Below are 23,710 nucleotides of genomic sequence, written 5' to 3' on the forward strand. Positions count from 1 at the left end.
CGGGGGCGCGGACAATCCGCTTGCGTCGTCCCCAAGGGACGACCGTACAACCTGGCGCATGACCCGACTCAAGCGCCCCTCCGCCCAGTTTCCCGACGGTGCCGCCGACGTCGCCCGGCGCTTTGGCATCACCATCAAGACGCTGCGGCTCTATGAATCCGCAGGCTTGCTCGAGCCGGTGCGCGATGCGCATGGCTGGCGCACCTACGGCCAGGCCGAGTGCGAGCGCCTGCACGTTATCCTGCTGCTGCGCCGATTCGGCCTGACGATCGCGCGGATCGGCGCGTTGCTCGACGAGGGCGCGCCCGATGTGGCGGCGGTGCTCGACCTGCAGGAACAGGCGCTGATCGATCAGCGCAACCGGGTCGAGGATTCGCTGATCCTGATCGCCCATGCCCGCCGCAAGCTGTGTGCGGGCGGCACGATCGATGCGACGGCGCTGGCCGAACTCGCGCGCGCCGAGCCGTTGCGGTTGCGCTGGACCCCGGCGCTGGAGGCGCTCGGCGCGCGCGTTTTTACGCCTGATCAGCAACGACACCTGGCCGAAGTCGCACCCAGCACCGAGCGGGAATGGGCCGAGCTTTATGCCGAGCTCGACACGCTCGTCGACGGGTCTCCCGACACGCCGCAGGCACGCGCAGTTGGGGGGCGAGCGGCCGCGCTGATTGCGCGGATGACTGGCCAAGACGGCGGAATGCGCGCCGCGCTCACGCGGTTTTGGCAGGATGGTTTTTCCGATCCGGCGCTCGCGGCCTCGCTACCGCTCGATCGGCGGCGGTGGTTGTTCCTGGGCGAAGCGATGGCCGCCCATGCCCGTGACGGAGACCCGAAATGACGCGCCTGCGCTCCTTTCTCGCGGCGGTGTTCCACACCTTTGGCGGGCTCCTCCTGTATTGGGCTGTGCTGCTCGCTTTCGGCATCAAACCGGCCATTGCGGTCGCGCTTGGGTTTATTGTCGTCGAGGGCGGTTGGCGGCTGGCGACCCGGCGTCCGTTCCCGCCCCTATGGCTGCTGGCCAACGGTGCGGCGCTGGTGTTCGGGGCGATCGATCTATGGGCGCAGACCCCGTTCATGATCCGCTATGAAGGCGCGATCCTCAATCTGCTGACGGCTGGCGTGTTTCTGGTCGGCGCATCGGGGCAGGAGCCGCTGGTGCTGCGCATCGCGCGGCAGCGCAAACCCGATATTCCGGCGGACCGCCCCGAGGTGGTGCAGTTCTTCCGCGCCTTCACGCTCGCCTGGGCGTTGTATTTCGTGGCGCGGGCAGGCGCGTTCGTGTGGATCATGAGCGCGTTTCCGCTGGCCCAGGCGCTCGCGATCCGCGCGGCGGTTTCTTGGGGAAGCATCGGCGCGATGTTGCTCGCCTCCTTCAATGGCCGACGCGTGTTCGACGCGTGCCAGCGGCTCGGTTTCTTCAAACCCGTCGAGGACAGTACCCGATGAACCTCCCTTCCGCTCCCGTTGCGGATCGTATCCCATTGCCGAAAGACGCGTGGTATGTCGGCGTGGCGAGCACGCAATTGCGCGATGCGCCGGTCGCGATCACGCTGCACGGCGCGCCGATCGTGCTGTTTCGCGATGCCGACGGCTGCCCCCAAGCGCTGCACGATCGCTGCCCGCATCGCGGTGTGACGCTGTCGCTCGGCACCGTTAGCGCTGGGACGATTGCCTGTGCCTATCATGGCTGGCGGTTCGATGGAGCCGGGCGCTGCCGCCATATTCCGTCCTTGCGCGAGGATCAGACGATCAAGAGCGCACCCGTCCGCCGCTATCCGGTGGCGGAGCAGGACGGCTATGTCTGGCTGTGGACGGGTGCCGATGAGCCGGAGGGCGCACCGCTGGCGATTGACGGATTCGACCGGTTTCAATGGCTGCAGGGCGCGATGGAGCTGGCGTGCGAGGCGATCCTGCCGATCGAAAACAATCTCGACATTTGTCACGCGGCCTTCACCCATCCCAATATGCATCCGCAATGGTTCCGGGTGCAGGCGGTGGGGTTGCTGCCGACGCGCTATGAGGTGGAAAGCACCGCCGCCAGCCTGACCGTGACAGGGCCGGGCACGCACTTGCGCTTCGATTTGCCCGATCGGGTGACGGTGGCGGGCGGCGATGCCTTCCGTCTGGTGCTGCACCATGTGCCGACCGTGCCCGGGCGCTGCATCCAGCATTGGTTGTTGCAACGTGGGCCGGTGGAGACAGCGCAGCCGCCAATCTGGACCTCGGCCGAGCCCGAAATTCTGGCGCAGGACCGTGCCGTGCTGGAATCAGCGCAGCGCGCTTATACACTGGAAGGCGATGCCTTCGAACAAAGCGTCGAGGCCGACGCCACCACGCTCGCGGCGCGTCGTCTGATCGCGCTGGCGGCGCGACCGGATGCGCGCGCGATGCCTGAAACGAGGCGGGTGGTCAGCGTGTTGAGCTGAAGCGGCAAGGGTAGCGACTCGCGCGGAAGTGTGTGACATTGAACGTAAGGAGAACAGAAATGAGGGTTTTCGTTTACGTCCTGCTCGCGGTGGCTACGCTCTGTGGCTACATCTTCCCCATCGTACTTGGGGTTTTTGTCGCACCGTTAGTGGGCGCGACATCGCTCACTTTCCCGCAGATTGGCGTTTGGTGGGCGATCGCTTTTGGAGGGCTGGCGGGGCTTGGCGCTATCGCGCCGCTAATCTGTGCGGACCGCAAGGGCTGGCTGAGGCTGTAAGTCTCGTTCGACCCGTTTGCGGCTTACCCCGCCGCCCACGCCGTCAACAGCGTGTGTGCGATGGCATAAGGCGGGGGCGGCAGGAACGGGCCGGGCTCCCCCGCCAGCACCGCGCGCACCACGTCGCGCGGGACCCAGATCGCATCCTCCAGCTCATGGGTGTCGAGCGTGATCGCATCGTCCTCAGCCATGCCGACGCAGGCGACCATTAGCGAAGACGGGAATGGCCAGGGCTGGCTGGCGATGTAGCGCACGTCGCGTACGCGCACGCCCGCTTCCTCGGCGATTTCGCGCGCGACCGCTTCCTCGATCGATTCGCCGGGTTCGAGGAACCCCGCCAGCGCCGAATAGCGGCCGGGTGGGAAGGCGGGCTGGCGGCCGAGCAGGGCGCGCCCGTCATGCTCGGCGATCATGATGACGACCGGATCGACGCGCGGGAAATGTTCGGCATGGCAATTGGGGCAATTGCGCCCCCAACCGGCACGGAACATCGCGGTCTGGTGCCCGCAATTGGCGCAGAATTGGTGGCGGCTGTGCCAGTCGAGCACGCTGCGCGCGGCGGCATAGGTGGCGGCTTCGCCCGGCGCGAAGCGATCGAGCAGGCCGAACAGCCGTGCCGAGCGGCCCTTGGGTGCGCGCATCCCCGGCGTATAAGCGGCGAAATGCGGGCGGCCATTGTCGAGCCCGAGCAGCACCAGCTCGGCATCGTCGGGCGCATCGGCCAGCGTTGTCCAGCCAAGCATCCCCATATCATCGAGCTCAGGCTCGAAATTCTCGAGCTTGAGCAGCCGCGCGCGCCAGTCGCTCTTGGCGGCGGCGAGCGCGGCGGCATCGTGGCGCAGCGGATCGGCGCGGTCGAGCAGACCGCCGGTAAAGCCGGGTGTCAGCATCGCCGCTGCGCTCACTTCTTGGGCGCTACCGGCGCGAGATCGGCATAGACCGCCTTGGTCGAATCGGCGCGCAGCGGCCAGCGGTCGCCCGGCAGATAATTGACCATGATCGTCGCGCGGATCTTGTTGACCGGATCGACCCAGGCGATCGTGCCGGCAGCGCCGCCCCAGCCATAAGTGCCTTTGGCCGGACCACCGGGGGTATCGTGCAGCGTGACCGAGCCGCCCGCACCAAAGCCCTGCGGGTTGGTGGTGCCGCCGGTCGCCGCAACTGCGCCTGGATAGACAACCCCATTCGGCAGCAGGTTGGACATTGCGAGCTTGACCGTGGCGGGCTTCAGGATGCGCACGCCGTCCAGTGTCCCGCCATTTTGCAGCATGTGCAGGAAGCGGTCGTAATCATAAGCCGAGGTCACCAGCCCGGCACCGCCATAAGGGAAGCTCGGGGCCTTGAGATAGACCGAGGTCGCGCCCGGATCGACCGGCGTGCGCCCATTGGGGGTGATGAAATAGCCGGTGGCGAGACGGTGCGCCTCCGACCCCGGCACGGTGAACCAGCTCGAGCGCATCTTGAGCGGGGTGAAGATGCGCGTCTGCAGGAAGCGGTCGAACGGCTGGTGCGAGGCGACCTCGATCACGCGGCCCATCACGTCGAGGCCGATCGAATAGCTCCATTTGGTGCCGGGTTCGGCGATCAGCGGCAGCGTGGCGACCTTGTTGGCAAAGGCTTCCAGCGTCGGCGGGCGCTTGAGGCGAAGCTGCGCCTCGGTCTTGGCGTCCGAGGTGAAGGGGGTGATGCCGGCGTCTTCATAGGCCTTGAGCAACGGGCCCTTGGTGATGATCGTGTAACCGAGCCCGGCGGTGTGCGTCAGCAGGTTGCGGATCGTGATCGGGCGCGTCGCCGCGCGCGTGTCGAGCGAATCCGGGCTGACCTGCACGCGCATCGTCTTGAAGGCGGGAATGAAATCGCTGACCGGCTGGTCGAGCCGCATCTTGCCTTCCTCGATCAGGATCATCGCCGCCATCGCGGTGATCGGCTTGGTCATCGAATAGACGCGCCACAGGCTGTCCTTGTCGGCGAGCGGAGCACCGGGTTCGTCGCCGATCCGGCCCGCTGCAACGACCGCGAACGGGGCATTGCCGCGGCCGATCACGCCGACCACGCCGGGGATCTTCTTTGCCGCGACATAGCCCGAAAACACCGCCTGCGTTTGCGGGAGGCGCGGGGCGGTGCGCAGCACCACGGGGGCATGTACGACGTGCCGCGCGACCGCCGTTCCGGTTGCCGCGATGAGCAAGGCGCTCGCTGCCATCTTGAACCGCGTCGCTACCATCGTGCCCTCCTGATTGCCGTTGCCGCCTTGGCGAAGACAGTCGGCAGGCCCGCCGAGTCGATCCCGGTCACATCCCACCACTCTCCGATCGGCCCATGCCCATCCACGCGCGCGACCGCAAGCGCCAGTTCAAGCCGGAAGTGCGTGAAGGTGTGCGACACCGTCTCGGGCAACACCCGCCAGGCAGCCGCGAGTGGCGGGTCCGCGAGCGCAGGCGGAGACTCCACCCACGGCCCGGTCGGCAGCGCGCGCATACCGCCGAGCAGCCCACGCGGTGGACGCCGCATCAGCAACACGCGGCCCTCCTGTTCGGCCCAGAAGATGGTGCCGTGGCGCTGCGGCTTGGCGGCCTTGGCGAGCTTGATGGGAAAGCCCTCCGGGTTGCCCACGCGATAGGCGGCGCAATCCTCGGCCAAAGGACAAGCGAGGCAGCGCGGTGCACGCGGGGTGCAGACCGAGGAGCCGAGATCCATCATCGCTTGCGCGAAATCGCCCGCGCGGGTGTCGGGGGTGATGCGATCGGTCGCTTCGCGCAGATCGGGCATCGCGCCGGGCAAAGGGCGCTCAATCGCGAACAACCGTGCGACCACGCGCGCGACATTGGCATCGACCACCACCGCGCGTGCGCCAAAGGCGATCGCGGCGATCGCGGCGGCGGTATAGGCTCCGACGCCGGGCAGCGCGCGCAGTCCTTCTTCGGTGTCGGGAAAGCCACCGCGCCCGGCCACGGTGCGGGCGCAGGCGTGCAAATTGCGGGCGCGGGCATAATAGCCAAGCCCCGCCCACGCCGCCATCAGATCGGACTCGGGCGCGGCGGCGAGCGCCTCCACCGAGGGCCAGCGCGCTACAAATTCCGCGAAACGCGGGCGCACCGCCGCGACCGTGGTCTGTTGCAGCATGATTTCGGACAGCCACACGCGGTAGGGATCGGGTGCGTTGCTGCCGGGGGCGGCGCGCCACGGCAAATCGCGGGCATGGGCATCATACCAGGCGAGCAATCGGGCGGCGATGGTGGAAGGATGCTTGGCGGACACCGCATCGCTATGGCATGGACGGGCGGATGAGCAAACGCGATCCCGCCAAGCCTGCGATCAAACGCGCCGAGCCGGAAAAGCCGCGCGGTGGGCGCGCTCGCTCGGTCGCGGAACTGTTGCCCGACGCCGGACGCGCGGCGTTCCGCCGGTTCGGCTTCGTGCAGAGCGCGGTGGTCAGCCGCTGGGGTGAGATTGTCGGCCCGCGTTATGCCGGGGTGTCGGCCCCCGAATCGATCAAATTTCCGCATGGGCAACGCACTGGCGGCACGCTGAGCCTGGTCGTGCGCGGTGCCCATGCCACGATGATGCAGCACATCGCGCCCGAAATCGTCGAGCGGGTGAATCGCTTCTTTGGCTATGAGGCGATCGTGCGCGTGCAGATCCGCCAGGGCGACGTGCCCGCCCCGGCACCGCGTGCGGCCCCGCCGTCGCTGCGCCCGGTGCCGGTCGAACTGGGCGCGAGCTTGCGCACCATCGCCGATCCGGAATTGAAGGCGGTGCTGGAAGCGCTGGCCGCGGGGGTTGCGGCGACGCGTGGCGCGCCGATCGTTGGTGGGAGTGAAGGATGACAATGCGGTTGGTGTTGGCGGCAATGGCCATTGTGATTGGCACAAGCTCCGCAGCGCAGGCCGCACCGGCGAAGAAGGCTGTGGCGCATCGCGCGCCTGCCAAGACCGCCTGGGCCAGCATGATCGTCGCCACGCCCGAGGGCGGGGTGCGGATCGGCAACCCCAATGCCAAGGTGAAGCTGATCGAATTTGGATCGCGGACCTGCCCGCATTGCGCGCATTTCGACGCGGATGGTTTGCCCGCTTTGCGCACCGGCTACATTGCGACCGGGCAAGTGAGCTATGAATTCCGCGACTTCCCCATTCATGGCGCGCTCGATCTCGGGCCGATCCTGCTCGGGCATTGCGTGCCGACGCGGGCGTTCTTCCCGCTGTTGAACGCGATGATGGCCAATCAGGAGAAATTGGTCGGGCGGCCGGACCAGGTCCCCGCCGACAAGCAGCAGCAATTGCAGGGGGCCAAGCCGACCGAGATCGCCGCCTATCTCTCCAAATTCTACGGCTATACCGATCTGGTGGTGCAGAAGGGCATGCCGCTGGCCAAGGCGACTGCGTGCCTGGCCGACACCAAGGCGGTCGATCTGGTCGCTCAGCGCGCCGCGGCGGCCAACAAGGCCTATGCCGTGAACAGCACCCCCACCTTCCTCATCAACGGCGTGGCGCAAGCCAATACCTTCACCTGGGCGGCGCTGGAGCCGCTGGTGCGCGCCGCCGTTGCCAAGTAAAAATGCGTTTTCTCCAAGGAGCTTATTCGATGAACCCTCGCATCCTGTTCGCCGCGCTGGCTGCCGTTTCGCTCGCTTCGTGCGGCGGTGGCGGGGCATCGGGCGGCAACAGCGTCGCCGCAGCGCCGGTGGCGGCCAAGCCGGCACCCGCCGGGCAAAACTGGACCGAAGTGGTCTCCAAGACGCCCGAGGGTGGCTATCGCATGGGTAACCCCGATGCGCCGATCAAGCTGGTCGAATATGGATCGCGCACCTGCCCGACTTGCGGCGCGTTCGGCCAGACCGGGCAGAAGCCGTTGACCGAGAAGTACGTCACCACCGGCAAGGTGTCCTACGAATTCCGCGACTATATGGTCCACAATCAGGCGGATTTCGCGCCGAGCCTGCTCGGGCGCTGCGTCGATCCGTCGGCCTTCTTCCCGTTGCTCGAACAGATGTACCTGAGCCAGCCGCAGTTCGAGGCCAAGCTCGCCGATCAGGCCGCCACCAACGCGCTGCAGGCGCAATTGCAGGGCAAGACGCCGAACCAGATGGCCGCAGCCTGGGGCGACTATCTCGGTTATGTCGAGTTCGTGAAGCAGCGCGGCATTCCCGAAGCCAAGGCGCGCGCGTGCATCGCCGACAGCAAGGCGCTGAACGAACTGATCGGCTTGATGAACAAGGGCGAAGGCGCGACCGTCTCCGGCACGCCCACCTTCATCCTCAACGGCACCAAGGTTGATGGTGTGTCCTGGCCCGATGTCGAAGCGGCGTTGAAGCGCGCAGGGGCGTAACCGACCCAGCTCGTCATGCCGGGCTTGTCCCGGCATCCACGGTGCCGCATGTTCTGCAATTGCGGGGTACTGACGACGGTGGACCCCGGGACAGGCCCGGGGTGACGGCCTCTTGTTGGAAGGACGCCTCGCTGTTTCCACTCTAGCCGGGGGGCTCTGAATGCAGATCAAGCGTCTCCGGCTGTCGGGCTTCAAGAGCTTCGTCGACGCCGCCGATCTGCGGATCGAGCCGGGGCTGACCGGGATCGTCGGCCCCAATGGCTGCGGCAAATCCAATCTGCTCGAGGCGCTGCGCTGGACGATGGGGGAGACCTCGGCGCGCTCGCTGCGCGGGGCGGGGATGGACGACGTCATCTTCGCGGGCACCAACACGCGGCCCGCGCGCGATTTCGCCGAAGTTTCGATGCTGATCGAAAATGCTGGAGAGGAAAGCGAAGTCGTCCGCCGGATCGAGCGCGGGGCGGGGTCGGCCTACCGCATCGACGGGCGCGATGTGCGCGCCAAGGACGTGGCGTTGCTGTTCGCGGATTCGGCGACGGGGGCGCATTCGCCGGCCTTGGTCAGCCAGGGGCGGATCGGCGCGATCATCGCCGCCAAGCCCGCCGAGCGGCGCGCGATGCTGGAAGAGGCCGCCGGGATTGCCGGGCTGCACGTCCGCCGCAAGGATGCCGAGCAGAAATTGCGCGCGACCGAGGCCAATCTCGCGCGGCTCGATGAACTGATCGCCGACCAGGACGGCCGCGCCAATGCGCTGCGGCGGCAAGCACGGCAGGCGGAGCGCTATCGCGCTTTGTCCGAGCAGATCCGCGTGGCCGAGGCGCGGATGATCTTTGCGCGCTGGCGCGATGCGCAACAGGCCGCCGATGCCGCCAAGGCCGAGGCGGCGACGTGCGAGGCGCGCGTGGCTGAGGCGAGCGAGGCGCAGCGGGCGGGGGCAGCCTATGCGCTGGCGGCGACCGAGGCGCTGGCGGACGCACGGGGGCAAGCGCAAGCGTTGCGCGAGGCGGCGAGCGAGGCTGGGCATAGACTCGGCGGCTTGCGCGGCGAGCAAGCGGCGGCGGTGCGGCGGACGCAGGAGCTGGCGGCGGCGCGCGTGCGGCTGGCCGAGGACCGTGCGCGCGAGGGATCGCTGGCGAGCGATGCCGCCGAAGCGATCGCGCGGCTGGCCGAAGAGAGCAAGGCGCTGGAGGTGCTGCTGGCCGAGGCGACCGCGCGCATCCCCGAGCTGGAGACGCGGCTGAGCGAGGCGGAACGCGCCGGGCGCGATGCCGAAGTGGCGCTGGCGCAAGCGCTCGCCGCACAAGCGACCGAGCTGGCCGATGCGCGTGTGGCCGAGGCGGCGCTGTCGGCGGCGCGGGTGCGGGCCGAGCGCAGCGCGCGCGATCTGGCGCGGGTGACGGCGGAAAGCGCGGCGCTGGGCGATGCCGCGCCGCTGATCGCCGAGCGCGCGGCGGCGGCGGCGGCGCGCGCGCAGGCGGTGCAGCATGGCGAGGATGCGCGCGCGGCGCTCACCCGCGCCGATGCCGAAGAGCGCGGTGCGCGCGAGCAGCGCGACCGGGCGCAGGCGGCGCGGGCGACGGCGCATGCCGATCTGGCGGCACTCGACAGCGAAGCGACCGCGCTGACCAAGGCGACACGGCGCGAGGGGCGCGAGCGCTTGCTCGACCGATTGCAGCCCGAGGCTGGCTATGAGCGCGCGCTGGCGGCGGCGCTGGGGGATGATCTGGAAGCGGGGCTCGATCCGGCGGGCGAGCGCTTCTGGGCGGGCGCAGAGGTCGCGCCGGGCGATCCGGCGGCACCCGAGGGGACGGTGTCGCTTGGCCAGCATGTTACAGCGCCAGCGGCGCTGGCGCGGCGACTGGCGCAAGTGTTCGTCGCGGAGAGCGATACGGGCGTGCCGCTCGCGGTCGGGCAGCGGCTGGTGACGCTGGCGGGCGTGCTGCGGCGCTGGGATGGCTATGTCGCCAAATCGGGCGGGGCGGCGGCGGCGGAGCGGCTCGAACGCATGAACCGGCTGCGCGCGATCGAGGCGGCGCGCCCGGCGGCGGTGCGCGCGGTCGAGGCGGCGGATGGCGAGCTCGCGCGGATCGACGCGGCGATTGCGGAAGCGCGGGCCGGTGCATTGGCGGCGCGGCGTTTGCTGGAGAGCGCCGAGACGCGCGCGCGCGATGCGGCGCGCGCCGAGGACAGCGCGGCGGCGGCGATCGAGCGGATCGAGGCGCAGCGCGCCGATCTGGCGGCGCGGCGGCAGCGCATCGTCGCCGATCATGAAGAAGCCGAGGCGGAGGTCGCGCGCGCGGGCACCGTGCAGGCGGCGCTGCCCGATGGGAGTGCGACGCGTGAGCGGGTGCGGGCGCTGTCGGGCGAGGCGGAAGCGCGCCGCACCGCCATCGCCACCGCGCGTGCGGATCGTGCCGGGCTCGACCGCGATGTCGGCAGCGCGCGCGAGCGGCTTGCCGCGATGAGCGCCGAGGCGAAAAGCTGGCGCGCGCGGGCAGGCGAGGCGGCGCGGCGCATCGCCGAGATGGACAAGCGCGATGGTGACCTTGCCGCCGAAGCGCAGGCGCTAGTCGGGCGGCCCGAGGCGCTCGCTGCCGAGATCGTTGCGCTGGAGGCGGCCCATACGGCGGCGCGTGCCGAGGCCGATGCTGCTGCCACCGCCGAACGCGCCGCCGAAGCGGCATTGCGCGCGGCCGAAGCACAAGCCAGCGCCGCTGCCGAAACGCTGGCGCAAGCGCGCGAGGCGCGTGCCGGGGCCGCGGCGCGCGCGGAAAATCAGGAAGTGCGCCGCGTCGAGATGAACCGCCTGTCGGGCGAGCGCTTCCAATGCCCGTCGGTGCTGCTGCCCGAACGGGTCGGCTTTGCGGGCGATACGGTGCGGTCGCCGGGGGAGGAATCGGCGACACACGAGAAATTGATGGTCGATCGGGAGCGGATCGGCCCGGTCAATCTGGTCGCCGAAAGCGAACTGGCCGAACTCGAAGCAGCCTCCAAGGGCAATGCCGCCGAGCGCGAGGAATTGGGGCTGGCGGTCAACCGCCTGCGCGGGTCGATCGGCACGCTCAACCGCGAGGGGCGGCAGCGGCTGATGGCGGCGTTCGAGGCGGTTGACGGGCATTTCCGGCGCTTGTTCACCACGCTGTTCAATGGCGGACAGGCGCATCTCGAACTGGTCGATTCGGACGATCCGCTGGAGGCGGGCCTCGAGATCATGGCGCAGCCGCCGGGCAAGAAGCTGCAATCGCTGACGCTGCTATCGGGCGGCGAACAGGCGCTGACCGCGGTCGCGCTGATCTTCGGCTTGTTCCTGACCAACCCCGCGCCGATCTGCGTGCTCGACGAAGTCGATGCGCCGCTGGACGATGCCAATATCGAGCGCTTTTGCGGGTTGCTGGATGCGATGACGCGCGAAACACAGACGCGCTATCTGATCGTGACGCACAATGCCGTGACGATGAGCCGGATGCACCGGCTGTTTGGCGTGACGATGGTCGAACAAGGCGTCAGCCGCCTCGTTTCGGTTGATCTCGGCGGCGCGGAATCGCTCCTCGCCGCCGAGTAGCAGGATCAGCAGCCGTTGCGGCGATTCTGGGCCGCGTCATGCTTCTTGTCGAGATGCTTGCCGAGGAGTGCGCCGCCGACGCCACCCGCAACCGTGCCGAGCACACCGCCGCCCAGCGCATTGCCGACCAGCGCGCCGCCTGCACCGCCCGCGATCAGGCCGGTCGTGCCCGACGAGCGATGGCAGCGATAATGACGGCTGGTTTTGCCATAATAGCGATGCTTGCGCGCTTCGGCCTTATCGACCGGGAGGGCCATCGTCACCGGAACGACGAGCGAAGCGGCGGCGAGGCTGAGAAACAGTGAACGCATGATGTCGGTCCCTTTTGATCTTTGTGTGGGCGTAACGTTTTAAGCGCCTGCGGGTTGCATCTGCGAAACTAGTAGGGCCTTTCAAAACCTCAGCTTAACCATTGTCCGGCAAGCACGGGGTTGCACCGCAATCGGAAAGGGGTTTGCATGAACATCATTCCAGCAGTGTCCCATGCGGTCGGCGGCCGCTTCACCGACGTTCCGGCCTCGGTTTCGGCTGGGCTGTGGTCGTGCGATCTCGCGACCGAGCAGCTGACCTGGAGCGATGGCGTCTACGATTTGTTTGGAGCCCCGCGCGGCAGCCGAGTCGATCGCCACGCTGCGACGGCGCGCTATACACCGGGATCCCGCATCGCGCTCGAATGTCGCCGTATGGCGGCCATCCGGGATCGCTCCGGCTTCACCCTGGACGCCGAAATCACCGTTGGCCCGACGCGGCGCTGGATTCGCATCGTCGCGCAGGTCGAATGCGACGAGGGCAAGCCGATGCGGCTGTTCGGCTCCAAAACCGATGTAACCTTTGAGAAGATGGCCGGGCTGCTGACAGACCACTGACCCGGATGGCCGACAGCGCCGCTTGCGTCGAGTGTAATGTGAACATATGAAGAACATATGGCCCAGCTCGATGTTCAGCAAAAGCTCGCGATCCTGGCGGATGCCGCGAAATATGATGCGTCGTGCGCGTCGTCGGGATCGGTCAAGCGCACGTCGCGCGACGGCAAGGGGCTGGGTTCGACCGACCAGGGCATGGGGATTTGCCATGCCTATGCGCCCGATGGCCGCTGCATTTCGCTGCTCAAGATCCTGCTGACCAACAGCTGCATCTTCGACTGCCATTATTGCATCAACCGCAAAAGCTCGAACGTGCGCCGTGCGCGCTTCACCGCGGCGGAGGTGGTGCGGCTGACGCTGTCTTTCTATCGGCGCAATTATATCGAGGGGCTGTTCCTGTCCTCGGGCATCATCGGCTCGTCCAATTACACGATGGAGCAGATGGTTGAAGTGGCGCGCAGCTTGCGCGAAGATCATGATTTTCGCGGTTATATCCACCTCAAGACCATTCCCGATGCCGACCCGGAGCTGGTGCATCAGGCCGGGCTCCATGCCGACCGCTTGTCGATCAATGTGGAATTGCCGACGCTGGCCGGGCTGACGCGGCTTGCGCCCGAGAAATCGGCGGCGCGGATCGAAGGGGCGATGGCGGGGACCAAGCTGGCAATTGCCGATACCAGCGATGCTCGCAAGCATTTCAAATCCGCGCCGCGCTTCGCGCCCGCTGGGCAATCGACCCAGATGATCGTGGGGGCGGATGCCGCGACCGATGGCGACATCGTGACGCGGGCGTCCTCGCTTTATGATCGGTTCGGCTTGCGGCGAGTCTATTATTCGGCGTTCAGCCCGATCCCCGATGCGAGCGCGGTGTTGCCACTGCAACGTCCGCCGTTGATGCGCGAACATCGCCTGTATCAATCGGACTGGCTGATGCGCTTTTACGACTATGCGCCGGCCGATGTGGTGGCGGCGACCGATGCGACGACGGGGATGCTGCCGCTCGACATCGACCCCAAGCTCGCCTGGGCGCTCAAATTTCGCGGGTCCTTTCCGGTCGACGTCAACCGCGCGCCGCGCGAGGCGCTGCTGCGCGTGCCGGGGCTGGGGGTGAAGGCGGTCGGCGCGATCCTGTCGGCGCGGCGCTGGCGGCGGTTGCGGCTGGCCGATGTCGCGCGGCTGACGGTGTCGATCGCCAAACTACGCCCGTTTCTGATCGCTGAAGACTGGCGCCCGGTCGCACTGAGCGACCGCGCCGATCTTCGGCCGCAAATTGCACCCAAAACCGAGCAACTGGAGTTGTTTACGGCCTGAGGGGAGACACGATGCACGTCGTCACTTTGGCCGAACCCGACGATCTGGATGGCTGGCGCGATGCGGCGCGCGGGCTGGCGGGGGCGGGCGTGCCGCCCGAGGACGTGGTGTGGCAAGTGGGCGGAGCGGCGGACGATCTGTTCGCGCTGGCGGGCACGCCGCCACCGGTGCCGACGCAACCGGCCTTCACCGTGCCCGCGGCCTTCATGGCGCTCGCGCGCAGCGTTGTTTTGCACCGCGACGCCGAACGCTTTGCTCTGCTTTATACAGTGCTGCTGCGCTTGCGCCGCCAGCCAGGGGCGATCGAGGATCGGGCGGATCCATTGGTGCGGCGGCTGGAGGGGTTTGCGCGCGAAGTGCGCAAGGACATTCACAAGATGCGCGCGTTCCTGCGCTTTCGCGAAGTCGACGAGGATGGCGCTCCGCGCTTCGTCGCGTGGTTCGAGCCCGAGCATCATATCGTGCGCGCCAATGCCGGTTTCTTCCTCGATCGTTTCGCGAGCATGCACTGGTCGATCCTGACGCCCGAGCTGTCCTTGCATTGGGACGGCGAGACGCTGGCCGAAGGGCCGGGCGCGACCAAGCGTGATGCGCCCGAGGGCGACCCGATCGAGGAGGTGTGGAAGACCTATTATGCCGCGATCTTCAACCCGGCGCGCGTGAAGATCGGCGCGATGCTGAAGGAAATGCCGCGCAAATATTGGAAGAACATGCCCGAGACGGCGTTGGTGCCGGGGTTGATCGCCAGCGCACAGGCGCGGGAGAGCGGGATGATCGCCAAAGCGAAGAGCGAGATTGGCGGGAATGCCCAGGCGGCATGGGCGGCGTTGCGCGAGGAGGCGGCGGGCTGCACGCGCTGCCCGCTCTACCAGCCCGCGACGCAGACGGTGTTCGGCGAGGGGCCGGTCGATGCGGCGCTGATGTTCGTCGGCGAGCAACCGGGCGACCAGGAGGATCTGGCGGGGCAGCCCTTTGTCGGTCCGGCCGGGCAGATGTTCGACCGCGCGCTGGCCGAGGCGGGGATCGATCGGGCGGGCGTGTACGTCACCAACGCGGTCAAGCATTTCAAGTTCGAGCAGCGCGGCAAACGGCGCATCCATATGAAACCCGATGCGGGGGAGATCAGCGCGTGCCGTTGGTGGATCGAGCAGGAGCGCTTGCTGGTGCGGCCCAAGGTGACGGTGGCCTTGGGGGCGACCGCGGCGCGCAGCTTGCTCGGGCGGGTGGTGACGATCGGCAAAGAGCGCGGGCGTGCGCTGGTGCTGCCCGATGGTGGCGAGGCTTGGATTACGGTGCATCCCAGCTATTTGCTGCGTTTGCCCGACCGCGACGCGGTCGCGCTGGAATATGCGCGCTTCGTCGAGGATTTGCGGCGCGTCGGCGAGCCGGTAGCCTGACGGCTATAGGGGCAAGGTCGCTTGCACCGCCTCGCTATCGCCTTCGACCATGCCCGACAGCGTCAGCCCCAATAGCCGCACACCGAGCGGCAGCGGCAGATGCGCATCGAGCAAGGCGTGGCCGATCGCGAAGAAGGCGTCGCGGTCGACTACGCCGCTGAGCGAGCGCGCGCGGGTGATCGTGCGGAAATCGGAGAAGCGCAGTTTCAGCGTCACGGTGCGACCGCGCGCGCTGTGGCGGTCGATCCGCACCCAGGCGGCTTCGCCGACGCGATCGAGCGCCACGTGGAGATCGCCCGGCGCGGACAGGTCGGTTTCGAAGGTGCGCTCTGCCCCGACCGATTTGCTCGGCCGCTCGCTGCGGACGGGGCGGTGATCGACCCCGCGTGCGGCACCGTAAAGGTAATCGCCGTAGCTGCCGAAATGCGCGTGGAGGAAGGCGAGCGGGCGTTCGCGCAGATCGGCACCGGTTTCGATGCCGAGCGCGGCCATGCGGCGTGCGGTGACCGGGCCGACGCCGTGGAAGCGCTTGACCGGCAGACTTGCGACGAACGCCGCGCCGTGGCGGGGCGCGATGACGCACAGGCCGTCGGGCTTGTTCTGGTCGGAGGCGAGCTTGGCGATGAACTTGTTGTAGCTGACCCCGGCCGAGGCGGTGAGCCCGGTTTCGGCCTTGATGCGCGCGCGGATCTGTTCGGCGATGGCGCGGGCCGAGCCGAGCGCGTGGCGGTCCTCGGTCACGTCGAGATAGGCTTCGTCGAGCGAGAGCGGTTCGACCAGATCGGTATAGTCCTCGAAAATCGCACGGATCTGGGCCGAGACCGCGCGATACTCCTCGAAGCGGGGCGGCACGAAGATCAGATCGGGGCAGCGCCTGAGCGCGGTGACCGAGGGCATGGCCGAGCGCACCCCGAAGGCGCGCGCTTCATAACTCGCAGCGGCGACCACACCGCGCGCGCGTGATCCGCCGACTGCGACCGGTTTGCCGCGCAACGTCGGGTCGTCGCGCTGTTCGACCGACGCGAAAAAGGCGTCCATGTCGATATGGATGATCTTGCGCTGGGGCGGGGCGTCGGCGGAATCGGCCATGGGACACCCTGATAGCCGCGACGGGAAAGGGTGGGGAGTTTCTGTTGCTCGGTACTCCCCGGACCGCCGGTGTCTGCTTCTGTTGCCCGGTGCAGCCCGAACCGCGTTCTTTTGGGGTAACCTAGGCCGTTAGGCCTTTAGTTACGCCGCAATCGCGAGTGCTTCGTTATCGTTAGCACTTGTGGTTTTGAGCCTTTTACAGGTTACTCAGCCCGGGCAAAAACAGCGCCTTTCAACACACGTCGATCCTGGTTCGACCCCGTCAGAGCCCCTCCGGCAAGAGGGGTTTTGGTGGAGTCGCCGGGTACTGCCCCCGGGTCCGCTGCATCTAGTCTACGCTGCACTTTATCACCATAGCCGGGCGAACCCGGCACTCGCGATATAGGCAGGGCCTGGCGCAATGAAAAGGCCCGGTTTGACACCTTGTGCCTTTCACTCGCCACAAATCGGGTGCATGGGGTATTGTATCATGTTGACGCAACGTTCCCGCTACGCGCTCCGCGCAATGATGTTCCTGGCTGAAGCGCCCCCCGGCGGCCCGCCCATCCCGATGAACCGGATCGCTGCCGAGGCCAATGTGCCGCGCAAGTTTCTCGAACTGATCCTTGCCGATCTGCGCGAAGCGGGCTTCCTGCACAGCCATCGCGGCAAGATGGGCGGATACTGCCTGTCGCGCCCGACGCATCTGATTTCGCTGGGCGAGATCATCCGCGTGATCGAGGGGCCGCTGGCGCTGGTGCCGTGCGTCAGCCGCACCGCCTATCGCAGTTGCAAGGATTGCAAGGACGAAGCGAGCTGCGCGATCCGCCATGCGATGATGCGCGTGCGCGACGAGACCGCGCGGATCCTGGACGGCACGAGTCTGGCGGATTCGGTCGCCGAGGATCTGGTCGCGGCCTGAGACCTTCGCCCCATTCCCGTTCGCCCTGAGCCTGTCGAAGGGCCCCTCCGTCCGCGATCGCTGCGCCTCGGTAGAGCAGGGCTTCGACAGGCTCAGCCCGAACGGAATTTGGGTAATCGGACTTAAGAAAAACCCCTCAGCGCCGCTGCAATGCGTCGCGAATTTCGCGCAGCAGCGTGATGTCGGCAGGTTCGACCGGCTCGGCGGGCGTTTCCGGTGCCTTGGGCATCAGCCGGTTCACCGCGCGCACCAGCAGGAAGATGATGAAGGCCACGATCAGGAAATTGACCGCCGCCGTGATGAAAGCGCCATAGCCGAGCAGCGGCACGCCGGCCTTTTTCAGCGCGGCATAGTCCGACGACCCAGCGAGCGCCGGGGGCACCTTGCCCAGCACCACGAAATAGCTCGAAAAATCGAGCCCGCCGAAAATTTTGCCGATCACCGGCATGATAACGTCGTCGGTCAGCGACGTCACGATCTTGCCGAACGCCCCGCCGATGATGACCGCAATCGCCAGGTCCAGCACGTTGCCGCGCGCGATGAATGCCTTGAACTCCTTGAACATGGAGCCTCCCAATCCGATTTCGTTTCTCGCGGCCATGCTACCGGGCTATCAGGGCCGCGCAAGGCCTGGAGGGATGAACACCATGAAGTATCGCACTCTGATCGCATTCGTCGGCGCATTCGCGCTGGCCGGTTGCGGGCTGAACAGCGTGCCGACGGCGGAAGAGAACGCCAAGGCGAAATGGGCCGATGTGGAAAATTACTATCAGCGCCGTGCTGACCTGATCCCCAATTTGGTGTCGACGGTGAAGGCGGCGGGCGCGCAGGAAAAAGCGATCCTGGTTGAAGTGACGCAGGCGCGTGCCTCGGCATCGCAGGTCAAGGTTTCCAGCGCGGATCTGAACGATCCGGCCAAGGTTGCCGCTTATGAAAAGGCGCAGGCGGGTGTCACCTTGTCGCTGCAGCGGCTGCAGCGGCTGCAGGAGGCCTATCCCGAGCTGAAGAGCCAGGACAATTACAAGACGTTGATGGACCAGCTCGAGGGCACCGAAAACCGCATCTCGACCGCGCGCCACGATTATAACGACGCGGTGCAGGCGTATAATACGACGATCCGCACCTTCCCCGACGCGATTGGCGCGAAGGTGTTTTACGGGGCCAAGCCGCTGGTGCCGTTCAAGGCGACGACGCCGGGGGCGGACGTGGCGCCGACGGTCAATTTCGGCAACACCAACTAAGTACCGGGCCGGAGGCCCCATGCCGATGCGCCTGATTCAGGCAATGCTCGCGATGCTGGTTGCGCTGCTGCTGGGGGTTGCCCCGGCGGCAGCGCAGACCTATCCCAAATTCACCGGGCTGGTGGTGGATGCCGCCAACGTCCTGCCGCCTGCGACCAAGGCCGATCTGACGGCCAAATTGGAAGCGCTGCAGAAAGACACCAAGCGGCAATTGGTGGTCGCCACGATCCCGGACCTGCAGGGTCGCGAGATCGAGGAATATGGTGTCGGTCTCGGGCGGGCGTGGGGCGTGGGCCTCAAGGACGCCAATAACGGTGCGATCCTGTTCATCGCGCCGAACGCGCCCAAGGGGCATCGCGGGCCGCGGCTGGAGGTTGGCTATAGCCTCGAGCCGATCCTGACCGATGCGTTTGCGGGCACGATGATCCGCGAAAAAATGATGCCCAAGCTGACCCAATCGGGCGACATTGCCGGAGCGATGGAAGCGGGTACCGATGCGGTGATCGCACAGCTTCGCGCTTCTCCGGAGGAAGCCAAGGCCAATGTCGACGCGGCGGCGGCGAAGTTCGATAAGGTGCACAAGCGCAGCAGCGCGGGCAGTGGCGGCGGGATTCCGTTTGGCGTGATCATGATCCTGTTCGTGATCGGCTTCATCGTGCTGTCGAGCTTGCGGCGCGGTCGGCGTGGGCAGGAATATCGCAGCGGCGTGGCTCCGGCGGTGCTGTGGGGCTCGGGGCTCGGAAGCGGTTGGGGCGGCGGCTGGGGTGGTGGCTCCGGCGGTGGTTTTGGCGGCTTCGGCGGCGGTGGATCGAGTGGCGGTGGCGGCTCCGACGGAAGCTGGGGCGGCGGCGGCTTTACCGGCGGCGGCGGCGGCGATTTCGGCGGCGGTGGCGCTTCGGGGGATTGGTGATGGCGGGAACGGCACGGCTGACGCGCGACGACCATGCGCAGGTGCTGGCCGCGGTGGCGCGCGCCGAGACGGGCACCGATGGCGAGATCGTCACGATCGTGACCGAGCGTTCGGACAGTTATCACGATGCGGCGTTGCACTATGCGATTGCGGCGATGCTGATCGTGCTCGCGCTGGCGGCGATCAATCCGCTCGCGATCGAGACATGGCTGAGCGGCTTCACCGAAGGGTGGGACGATGCGCCCGATCCGCGCTTGCTGTTGGGCGTAATCCTGGCGGCGCAAGCCTTGGTCTTTTTGATCGTGCGGTTTGCGCTTGCCTATATGCCGCTACGGATGGCGCTGGTGCCCAGGGCGACACGCGCGCGGCGGGTGCGGCGGCGGGCAATCCAATATTTCAAGGTCGGGGCCGAGCGCCGCACCACCGCGCGCGTCGGCATCCTGCTCTATCTCTCGCGCGATGAGCGCATGGCCGAGATCGTCGCTGATGAAGCGATCCACCGTGCCGTGCCCGCAGAGCGCTGGGGCGATGCGATGGCGGCGTTGGTTGCCGAAACGCGCTCTGGCAAGCCGGGAGCTGGCATGGCCGCGGCGGTCGAGCGGATCGGTGCGATTCTCTCGGAAACCTTCCCCAAAACGGCGGATGACCGCAACGAGCTCCCGGACAGGCTGATCGAACTATGAGTGCCGAAGTCGTTTGGGAAGGCAAGTACATCAAGGTCATAAAGGACGGCACCTGGGAATATGTGTCGCGCGCGCGGGGCATTCAGGCGGCGGTGATCCTTGCGGTCGAGGACGGGCATGTCCTGCTGGTCGAGCAATATCGCGTGCCGCTGGGCAAACGCTGCCTGGAGCTTCCGGCCGGTCTGGTTGGCGACGATGAGGCTGGCGAGAGTGTGGAAGCCTCCGCCGCGCGCGAACTGGAGGAAGAGACCGGCTATCGACCCGCCAAAATCGAGTCGCTGGGGTTTTTCCACTCCTCGCCCGGCATGGTGTCCGAAGGGTTCACGCTGGTGCGCGCGACCGGGCTTGAGCGTGTTACCGATGGCGGCGGGGTCGACGGCGAGAATATCACCGTGCTGCGCGTGCCGGTCGCGGAGATTGCGAGTGTCGTCGCCGCCAAGCGCGCCGAGGGCGTGGCGATCGACGTGAAGCTGTTGCTGCTGCTGGGCGCGGGGATGCTGGCGGGCTAACCGCCGGGTCGCGCCCGGCTTTTAGCGGAAGTTGTCGGCGTAGCTTTGCAGCTTGAGCGTGCGCTCGGGTGCCGGAATAACAGTGAAGGGCAGCCCTTCGCGCTCGGCATAAGTGATCGCCGCTTCCTGCGTCGGGAAGGTGAGGCGGAGCTGGTCGCGCGTATCGCCCGAGCCGGCCCAGCCGGTGAGCGGGTCGGGCTGCTTGGCCTCGGCGGGGGCGAAGTCCAGCATCCAGATGCTGGTGCGTGCGCGGCCCGACGACATGGAATTCTTCGGGCGCTGATAGATTCGGGCGATCGACATGGTGCCTCCTTACCGTGCTTCTTTCGCGCGCGCATCTGCGTTTTTCGTGCGCAGCGTCGCATTGGCCGAAGCGGGATCGTCGGGCCAGGGATGGCGGGGATAGCGGCCGCGCATTTCCTTGGCGATAGCCGCCCAGCTACCCGTCCAGAAGCCGGGCAGATCGCGCGTCGTCTGGATCGGGCGACCGGCCGGCGAGGTGAGGCTGAGCACCAGCGGCACGCGCCCGCCCGCGATCATCGGGTGCGTGGCGAGGCCGAACAGCGCCTGCGGGCGCAAGTCTACGCGCGGGCCGCCTTCGGCATCATAATCGATCGGGTGGCTGCTCCCGGCGGGGCTGGTGAAATGGGTGGGGGCGAGGCGATCGATCGTCTTGAGCGCATCCCAGCCGATCAGCGCGCGGAGTGCATCGGTCAGCGCGCCCGAGTCGATCGCATCGAGCCGCCGTTTGCCGACGAGCAAGGGGGCCAGCCATTCGTCGGCGCGGGCGAGCAGGGCGGTGTCGTCCAGCGCGAGTTCGGCGCCGCCATGGTCCTGCGCGAAGGCGGCGCGGTGGCGCAGCGCGCGCGCCGCGTCGCTCCACGGCAATTGCGCGAGGCCGTGGGCGTGAACGCCCGCCAGCAAGGCGGCGGTGATCGCGTCGGGGTCGGCCTGTGCATCTGGGCCGCTTGACAATCGCAACGCGCCGAGGCGGCGGTCGCGCGTGGTTTGCACGCCACCCGTCGCGGGATCGAAGCTGACGGTTCGGTGCGTCGCGATGCGATTGCCGAACAAGGCTTCGATCGTCGGCAGGTCGATCGCGGCGGCGGAGAGGATGCGCGCGCCGGATGCCATGCCCTGGGTTTCGGCGACCGCCAGCCATTCCTCGCGCGCGAGCGCGCTGGTCGGATCGAGCTTGAAGCCGCGCCCGCCGACCGAGGCCCAGGTCTCGCCCGAGCCGTCCCGACGGCGCGCGATGCGATCGGGGAAAGCGAGCGCGATGGCAGTGGCTTCGCCACCCCTCCCGCTTGCGGGAGGGGCCGGGGGAGGGGATGTGGGGCGAGCGGCGGGGGTGTTATTCCCTCCCCCAGCCCCTCCCGCAAGCGGGAGGGGAGCGAGATTCATCCACCGCTTCGCTAGCTTGCGCCCGGCTTCCGCGCGCGCGCCGCGTTCGGTGCGCCAGCGGCGGCGGCGGGATTCCAGGTCGACATCGTTGCCGCCAAGCCCGCGTTCGCCGAGCAGAACCGCAATCTCCGCTGCGACTTCCGCCAGCCCGAGCTCGCCCGCGCGCACCAGCATATGGCCGAGGCGCGGGGCCAGTGGCAGGCGGGCGATGGCGTGGCCGTGCGGGGTCGGGCGGCCATCGGCATCGAGCGCCTGCAGGGTGTGCAAGCGGGTGCGGGCTTCCTGTACGGCGGCTTCGGGTGGGGGATCGAGCCAGCGTAGCACGCGCGGATCGGCGACGCCCCACAAGGCGCAGTCGAGGGTCAGCGCCGAGAGGTCTGCCTCGAGGATTTCGGGCGGATCGAAGCGCGGCAGGCCAGCGGTCGCGGCTTCCTCCCACAGGCGATAGGCGGTGCCGGGCTGCTGGCGCGCGGCGCGGCCGGCACGCTGGGTGACGGCGGCCTGGCTGGCGCGTTCGGTCACCAGCCGCGTCATCCCCGCCGCGCGATCATAACGCGGGCGGCGCGCGAGGCCGGAATCGACCACGATCGAAATGCCGTCGAGCGTCAGGCTGGTCTCGGCGATCGATGTCGCCAGCACGATCTTGCGTCGCCCTTGCGGGTCGGGCGCGATCGCGGCGCGCTGTGCGGCGGGGTCGAGGCTGCCATGCAGGCGGTGGAGCAGGATGTCGGGGCCAAGCCCCTCCAGCCGCTCGGCGGTGCGCTCGATCTCGGCGACGCCGGGCAGGAAGGCGAGGATGCCGCCGGTCTCCTCGCGCAGCGCCAGCCGGATTGCGGCGGCGACCGAATCCTCGATCCGCGCTTCGGCGGCGCGACCGAGGTGGCGCAAGCTCAGCGGGTGCATCCGCCCGGCGCTTTCGATGATCGGGGCACCCTCCATCAGGCCGGAAAAGCGTGCGCCGTCGAGCGTTGCCGACATTGCCACCAGCCTGAGATCGGGCCGCAAAGCGCTTTGCGCATCCAGCGCGAGCGCGAGGCCGAAATCGCTGTCGAGGCTGCGTTCATGGACTTCGTCGAACAGCACGGCGGAGACCCCGGCGAGTTCGGGATCGTTTTGGATGCGCGCGACGAAGATGCCCTCGGTCACCACCGTCACCCGCGTCGCCGCCGAGCGCTTTGTATCCATCCGCGTGGCATAGCCGAAGGTCTGGCCGACATTCTGCCCGGCAGTGGCGGCCATCCGCTCGGCCGCGGCGCGCGCGGCGAGGCGGCGGGGGGAGAGCAGCAGGATTTCGCCGCTGCACCATTGTTCGTCCAGCAAGGCGGGCGCGACGGCGGTGGTCTTGCCTGCTCCCGGTGGCGCGACCAGCACGGCGTTGGGCGCATCGCGCAAGTGGCGGAGCAGGTCGGGCAGGACGGCGTGAATGGGAAGGGTGGATGTCACGCCTCGTTCCTACCGCTTCGCACCGGTTTTGGAACCACTGCGGTGTGACGCAATTGTCATGTGCGGCGTCCTAGTATCTCACGGATTTGAAATGCTAGGCCCGCGCTAGGACATTGGAGACCGACATGGCGGGGCATAGCCATTCCCACGGGCACGGCGATCATCACGGGCATTCGCACGGCCACGGCCACAGCCACGCGCCGGTGGCGGGTCACGATCGCGCGTTCGCGATCGGTATCGGGCTGAACCTCGCCTTTGTCGTCGGCGAGGCGGCGTTTGGCCTGATCGCGGGCTCGGTCGCGCTGTTGGCGGATGCCGGGCATAACCTTTCCGATGTGCTCGGCCTGTGCGCGGCGTGGGCGGCAATTGCC

General features: G+C 67.7%; 25 protein-coding genes and 1 other RNA gene. 17 read left to right on the forward strand and 9 right to left on the reverse strand.

Annotation, left to right across the window (positions count from 1 at the left end):
* Positions 1-58 precede the first annotated feature (58 nt).
* The 4 genes from EJC47_RS03940 to EJC47_RS03955 are packed head-to-tail and all read left to right on the forward strand — an operon-like array spanning position 59 to position 2,701.
* Positions 59-835 (forward strand): MerR family transcriptional regulator, encoded by a 777-nt coding sequence (locus EJC47_RS03940; protein ID WP_126845574.1) that lies wholly within the window; start codon positions 59-61, stop codon positions 833-835.
* Entirely contained in the window at positions 832-1,443 is a 612-nt protein-coding gene (locus EJC47_RS03945; protein ID WP_126845575.1) for a septation protein IspZ, read from the forward strand. The genes EJC47_RS03940 and EJC47_RS03945 overlap by 4 nt, the downstream gene beginning before the upstream one ends.
* Entirely contained in the window at positions 1,440-2,423 is a 984-nt protein-coding gene (locus EJC47_RS03950) for an aromatic ring-hydroxylating dioxygenase subunit alpha (RefSeq protein ID WP_081988820.1), read from the forward strand. Before EJC47_RS03945 ends, EJC47_RS03950 begins: the two co-directional genes overlap by 4 nt.
* 59 nt (positions 2,424-2,482) lie before the next feature.
* Positions 2,483-2,701, forward strand: coding sequence for a hypothetical protein (locus EJC47_RS03955; protein WP_126845576.1), 219 nt, complete (start codon positions 2,483-2,485; stop codon positions 2,699-2,701).
* 23 nt (positions 2,702-2,724) lie between these two features.
* Here EJC47_RS03955 and nudC read toward each other — a convergent pair whose 3' ends face one another.
* Genes nudC through EJC47_RS03970 form a run of 3 tightly spaced genes read right to left on the reverse strand, consistent with a single transcriptional unit; the run spans position 2,725 to position 5,959 of the window.
* Positions 2,725-3,591, reverse strand: a complete 867-nt coding sequence (gene nudC, locus EJC47_RS03960) for an NAD(+) diphosphatase (protein WP_126845607.1) — start codon at positions 3,589-3,591, stop codon at positions 2,725-2,727.
* A gap of 11 nt (positions 3,592-3,602) precedes the next feature.
* Positions 3,603-4,925, reverse strand: coding sequence for a serine hydrolase domain-containing protein (locus EJC47_RS03965; protein WP_126845577.1), 1,323 nt, complete (start codon positions 4,923-4,925; stop codon positions 3,603-3,605).
* Entirely contained in the window at positions 4,919-5,959 is a 1,041-nt protein-coding gene (locus tag EJC47_RS03970; RefSeq protein WP_185867552.1) for an A/G-specific adenine glycosylase, read from the reverse strand. The genes EJC47_RS03965 and EJC47_RS03970 overlap by 7 nt, the downstream gene beginning before the upstream one ends.
* A 14-nt stretch (positions 5,960-5,973) precedes the next feature.
* Here EJC47_RS03970 and EJC47_RS03975 point away from each other — a divergent pair, with 14 nt between their 5' ends.
* The 4 genes from EJC47_RS03975 (at position 5,974) to smc (ending at position 11,588) form a co-directional block, all read left to right on the forward strand.
* Positions 5,974-6,528, forward strand: coding sequence for a DUF721 domain-containing protein (locus EJC47_RS03975; protein ID WP_126845578.1), 555 nt, complete (start codon positions 5,974-5,976; stop codon positions 6,526-6,528).
* Positions 6,525-7,253, forward strand: coding sequence for a thioredoxin domain-containing protein (locus EJC47_RS03980; protein ID WP_126845579.1), 729 nt, complete (start codon positions 6,525-6,527; stop codon positions 7,251-7,253). Before EJC47_RS03975 ends, EJC47_RS03980 begins: the two co-directional genes overlap by 4 nt.
* Before the next feature lie 29 nt (positions 7,254-7,282).
* Complete coding sequence (locus EJC47_RS03985; protein WP_126845580.1) at positions 7,283-8,026, forward strand: thioredoxin domain-containing protein; 744 nt, start codon at positions 7,283-7,285, stop codon at positions 8,024-8,026.
* Between the two features lie 160 nt (positions 8,027-8,186).
* Positions 8,187-11,588 (forward strand): chromosome segregation protein SMC, encoded by a 3,402-nt coding sequence (gene smc / locus EJC47_RS03990; RefSeq protein WP_126845581.1) that lies wholly within the window; start codon positions 8,187-8,189, stop codon positions 11,586-11,588.
* Positions 11,589-11,593: 5 nt separating this feature from the next.
* Here smc and EJC47_RS03995 read toward each other — a convergent pair whose 3' ends face one another.
* Positions 11,594-11,899, reverse strand: coding sequence for a hypothetical protein (locus tag EJC47_RS03995; RefSeq protein ID WP_010404751.1), 306 nt, complete (start codon positions 11,897-11,899; stop codon positions 11,594-11,596).
* Positions 11,900-12,046: 147 nt separating this feature from the next.
* Between EJC47_RS03995 and EJC47_RS04000 the strand changes: the two genes are divergently transcribed.
* Genes EJC47_RS04000 through EJC47_RS04010 form a run of 3 tightly spaced genes read left to right on the forward strand, consistent with a single transcriptional unit; the run spans position 12,047 to position 15,159 of the window.
* The gene (locus tag EJC47_RS04000; RefSeq protein WP_033967028.1) at positions 12,047-12,454 is read left to right on the forward strand and encodes a hypothetical protein; all 408 of its coding nucleotides are present in this window, start codon (positions 12,047-12,049) and stop codon (positions 12,452-12,454) included.
* A 57-nt stretch (positions 12,455-12,511) separates the two neighbouring features.
* Complete coding sequence (locus tag EJC47_RS04005) at positions 12,512-13,762, forward strand: putative DNA modification/repair radical SAM protein (RefSeq protein WP_126845582.1); 1,251 nt, start codon at positions 12,512-12,514, stop codon at positions 13,760-13,762.
* An 11-nt stretch (positions 13,763-13,773) separates the two neighbouring features.
* Positions 13,774-15,159, forward strand: coding sequence for a UdgX family uracil-DNA binding protein (locus EJC47_RS04010; RefSeq protein WP_126845583.1), 1,386 nt, complete (start codon positions 13,774-13,776; stop codon positions 15,157-15,159).
* A 3-nt stretch (positions 15,160-15,162) separates the two neighbouring features.
* Here EJC47_RS04010 and dinB read toward each other — a convergent pair whose 3' ends face one another.
* Both dinB and ssrA read right to left on the reverse strand, forming a co-directional pair.
* Positions 15,163-16,248 carry a DNA polymerase IV gene (gene dinB / locus EJC47_RS04015; protein ID WP_126845584.1) on the reverse strand — a complete coding sequence of 362 codons (1,086 nt, stop codon included), beginning with the start codon at positions 16,246-16,248 and terminating at the stop codon, positions 15,163-15,165.
* Positions 16,249-16,316: 68 nt separating this feature from the next.
* Positions 16,317-16,659: a transfer-messenger RNA gene (gene ssrA / locus EJC47_RS04020) on the reverse strand.
* Between the two features lie 58 nt (positions 16,660-16,717).
* Between ssrA and EJC47_RS04025 the strand changes: the two genes are divergently transcribed.
* Positions 16,718-17,149 (forward strand): RrF2 family transcriptional regulator, encoded by a 432-nt coding sequence (locus tag EJC47_RS04025; RefSeq protein ID WP_033967025.1) that lies wholly within the window; start codon positions 16,718-16,720, stop codon positions 17,147-17,149.
* Positions 17,150-17,285: 136 nt separating this feature from the next.
* On the opposite strand, the gene mscL is transcribed toward EJC47_RS04025, so the two are convergent.
* Positions 17,286-17,714: a large conductance mechanosensitive channel protein MscL gene (mscL, locus tag EJC47_RS04030; RefSeq protein ID WP_126845585.1), complete on the reverse strand. Its 429-nt coding sequence runs from the start codon at positions 17,712-17,714 to the stop codon at positions 17,286-17,288.
* An 82-nt stretch (positions 17,715-17,796) separates the two neighbouring features.
* On the opposite strand from mscL, the gene EJC47_RS04035 reads away from it, so the two are divergent.
* The 4 genes from EJC47_RS04035 to EJC47_RS04050 are packed head-to-tail and all read left to right on the forward strand — an operon-like array spanning position 17,797 to position 20,492.
* A complete protein-coding gene (locus EJC47_RS04035; RefSeq protein ID WP_126845586.1) occupies positions 17,797-18,390 on the forward strand; it encodes a LemA family protein in 594 nt (197 codons plus the stop codon).
* A 19-nt stretch (positions 18,391-18,409) separates the two neighbouring features.
* Positions 18,410-19,300 (forward strand): TPM domain-containing protein, encoded by an 891-nt coding sequence (locus EJC47_RS04040; protein WP_126845587.1) that lies wholly within the window; start codon positions 18,410-18,412, stop codon positions 19,298-19,300.
* A complete protein-coding gene (locus tag EJC47_RS04045) occupies positions 19,300-19,983 on the forward strand; it encodes a TPM domain-containing protein (RefSeq protein WP_126845588.1) in 684 nt (227 codons plus the stop codon). The genes EJC47_RS04040 and EJC47_RS04045 overlap by 1 nt, the downstream gene beginning before the upstream one ends.
* Complete coding sequence (locus EJC47_RS04050; RefSeq protein ID WP_126845589.1) at positions 19,980-20,492, forward strand: NUDIX hydrolase; 513 nt, start codon at positions 19,980-19,982, stop codon at positions 20,490-20,492. Before EJC47_RS04045 ends, EJC47_RS04050 begins: the two co-directional genes overlap by 4 nt.
* Positions 20,493-20,513: 21 nt before the next feature.
* Here the strand turns inward: EJC47_RS04050 and EJC47_RS04055 are convergent, their stop codons facing one another.
* Both EJC47_RS04055 and hrpB read right to left on the reverse strand, forming a co-directional pair.
* Complete coding sequence (locus EJC47_RS04055) at positions 20,514-20,795, reverse strand: ETC complex I subunit (protein WP_126845590.1); 282 nt, start codon at positions 20,793-20,795, stop codon at positions 20,514-20,516.
* A 9-nt stretch (positions 20,796-20,804) separates the two neighbouring features.
* Positions 20,805-23,339, reverse strand: coding sequence for an ATP-dependent helicase HrpB (hrpB, locus tag EJC47_RS04060; protein ID WP_126845591.1), 2,535 nt, complete (start codon positions 23,337-23,339; stop codon positions 20,805-20,807).
* A 125-nt stretch (positions 23,340-23,464) separates the two neighbouring features.
* Here hrpB and EJC47_RS04065 point away from each other — a divergent pair.
* Positions 23,465-23,710, forward strand: a 246-nt coding sequence (locus EJC47_RS04065) for a cation transporter (protein WP_185867553.1), incomplete at its 3' end; no start/stop codon positions are given.

This window comes from Sphingomonas sp. TF3 (assembly GCF_003985085.1).
Taxonomy (GTDB): domain Bacteria; phylum Pseudomonadota; class Alphaproteobacteria; order Sphingomonadales; family Sphingomonadaceae; genus Sphingomonas.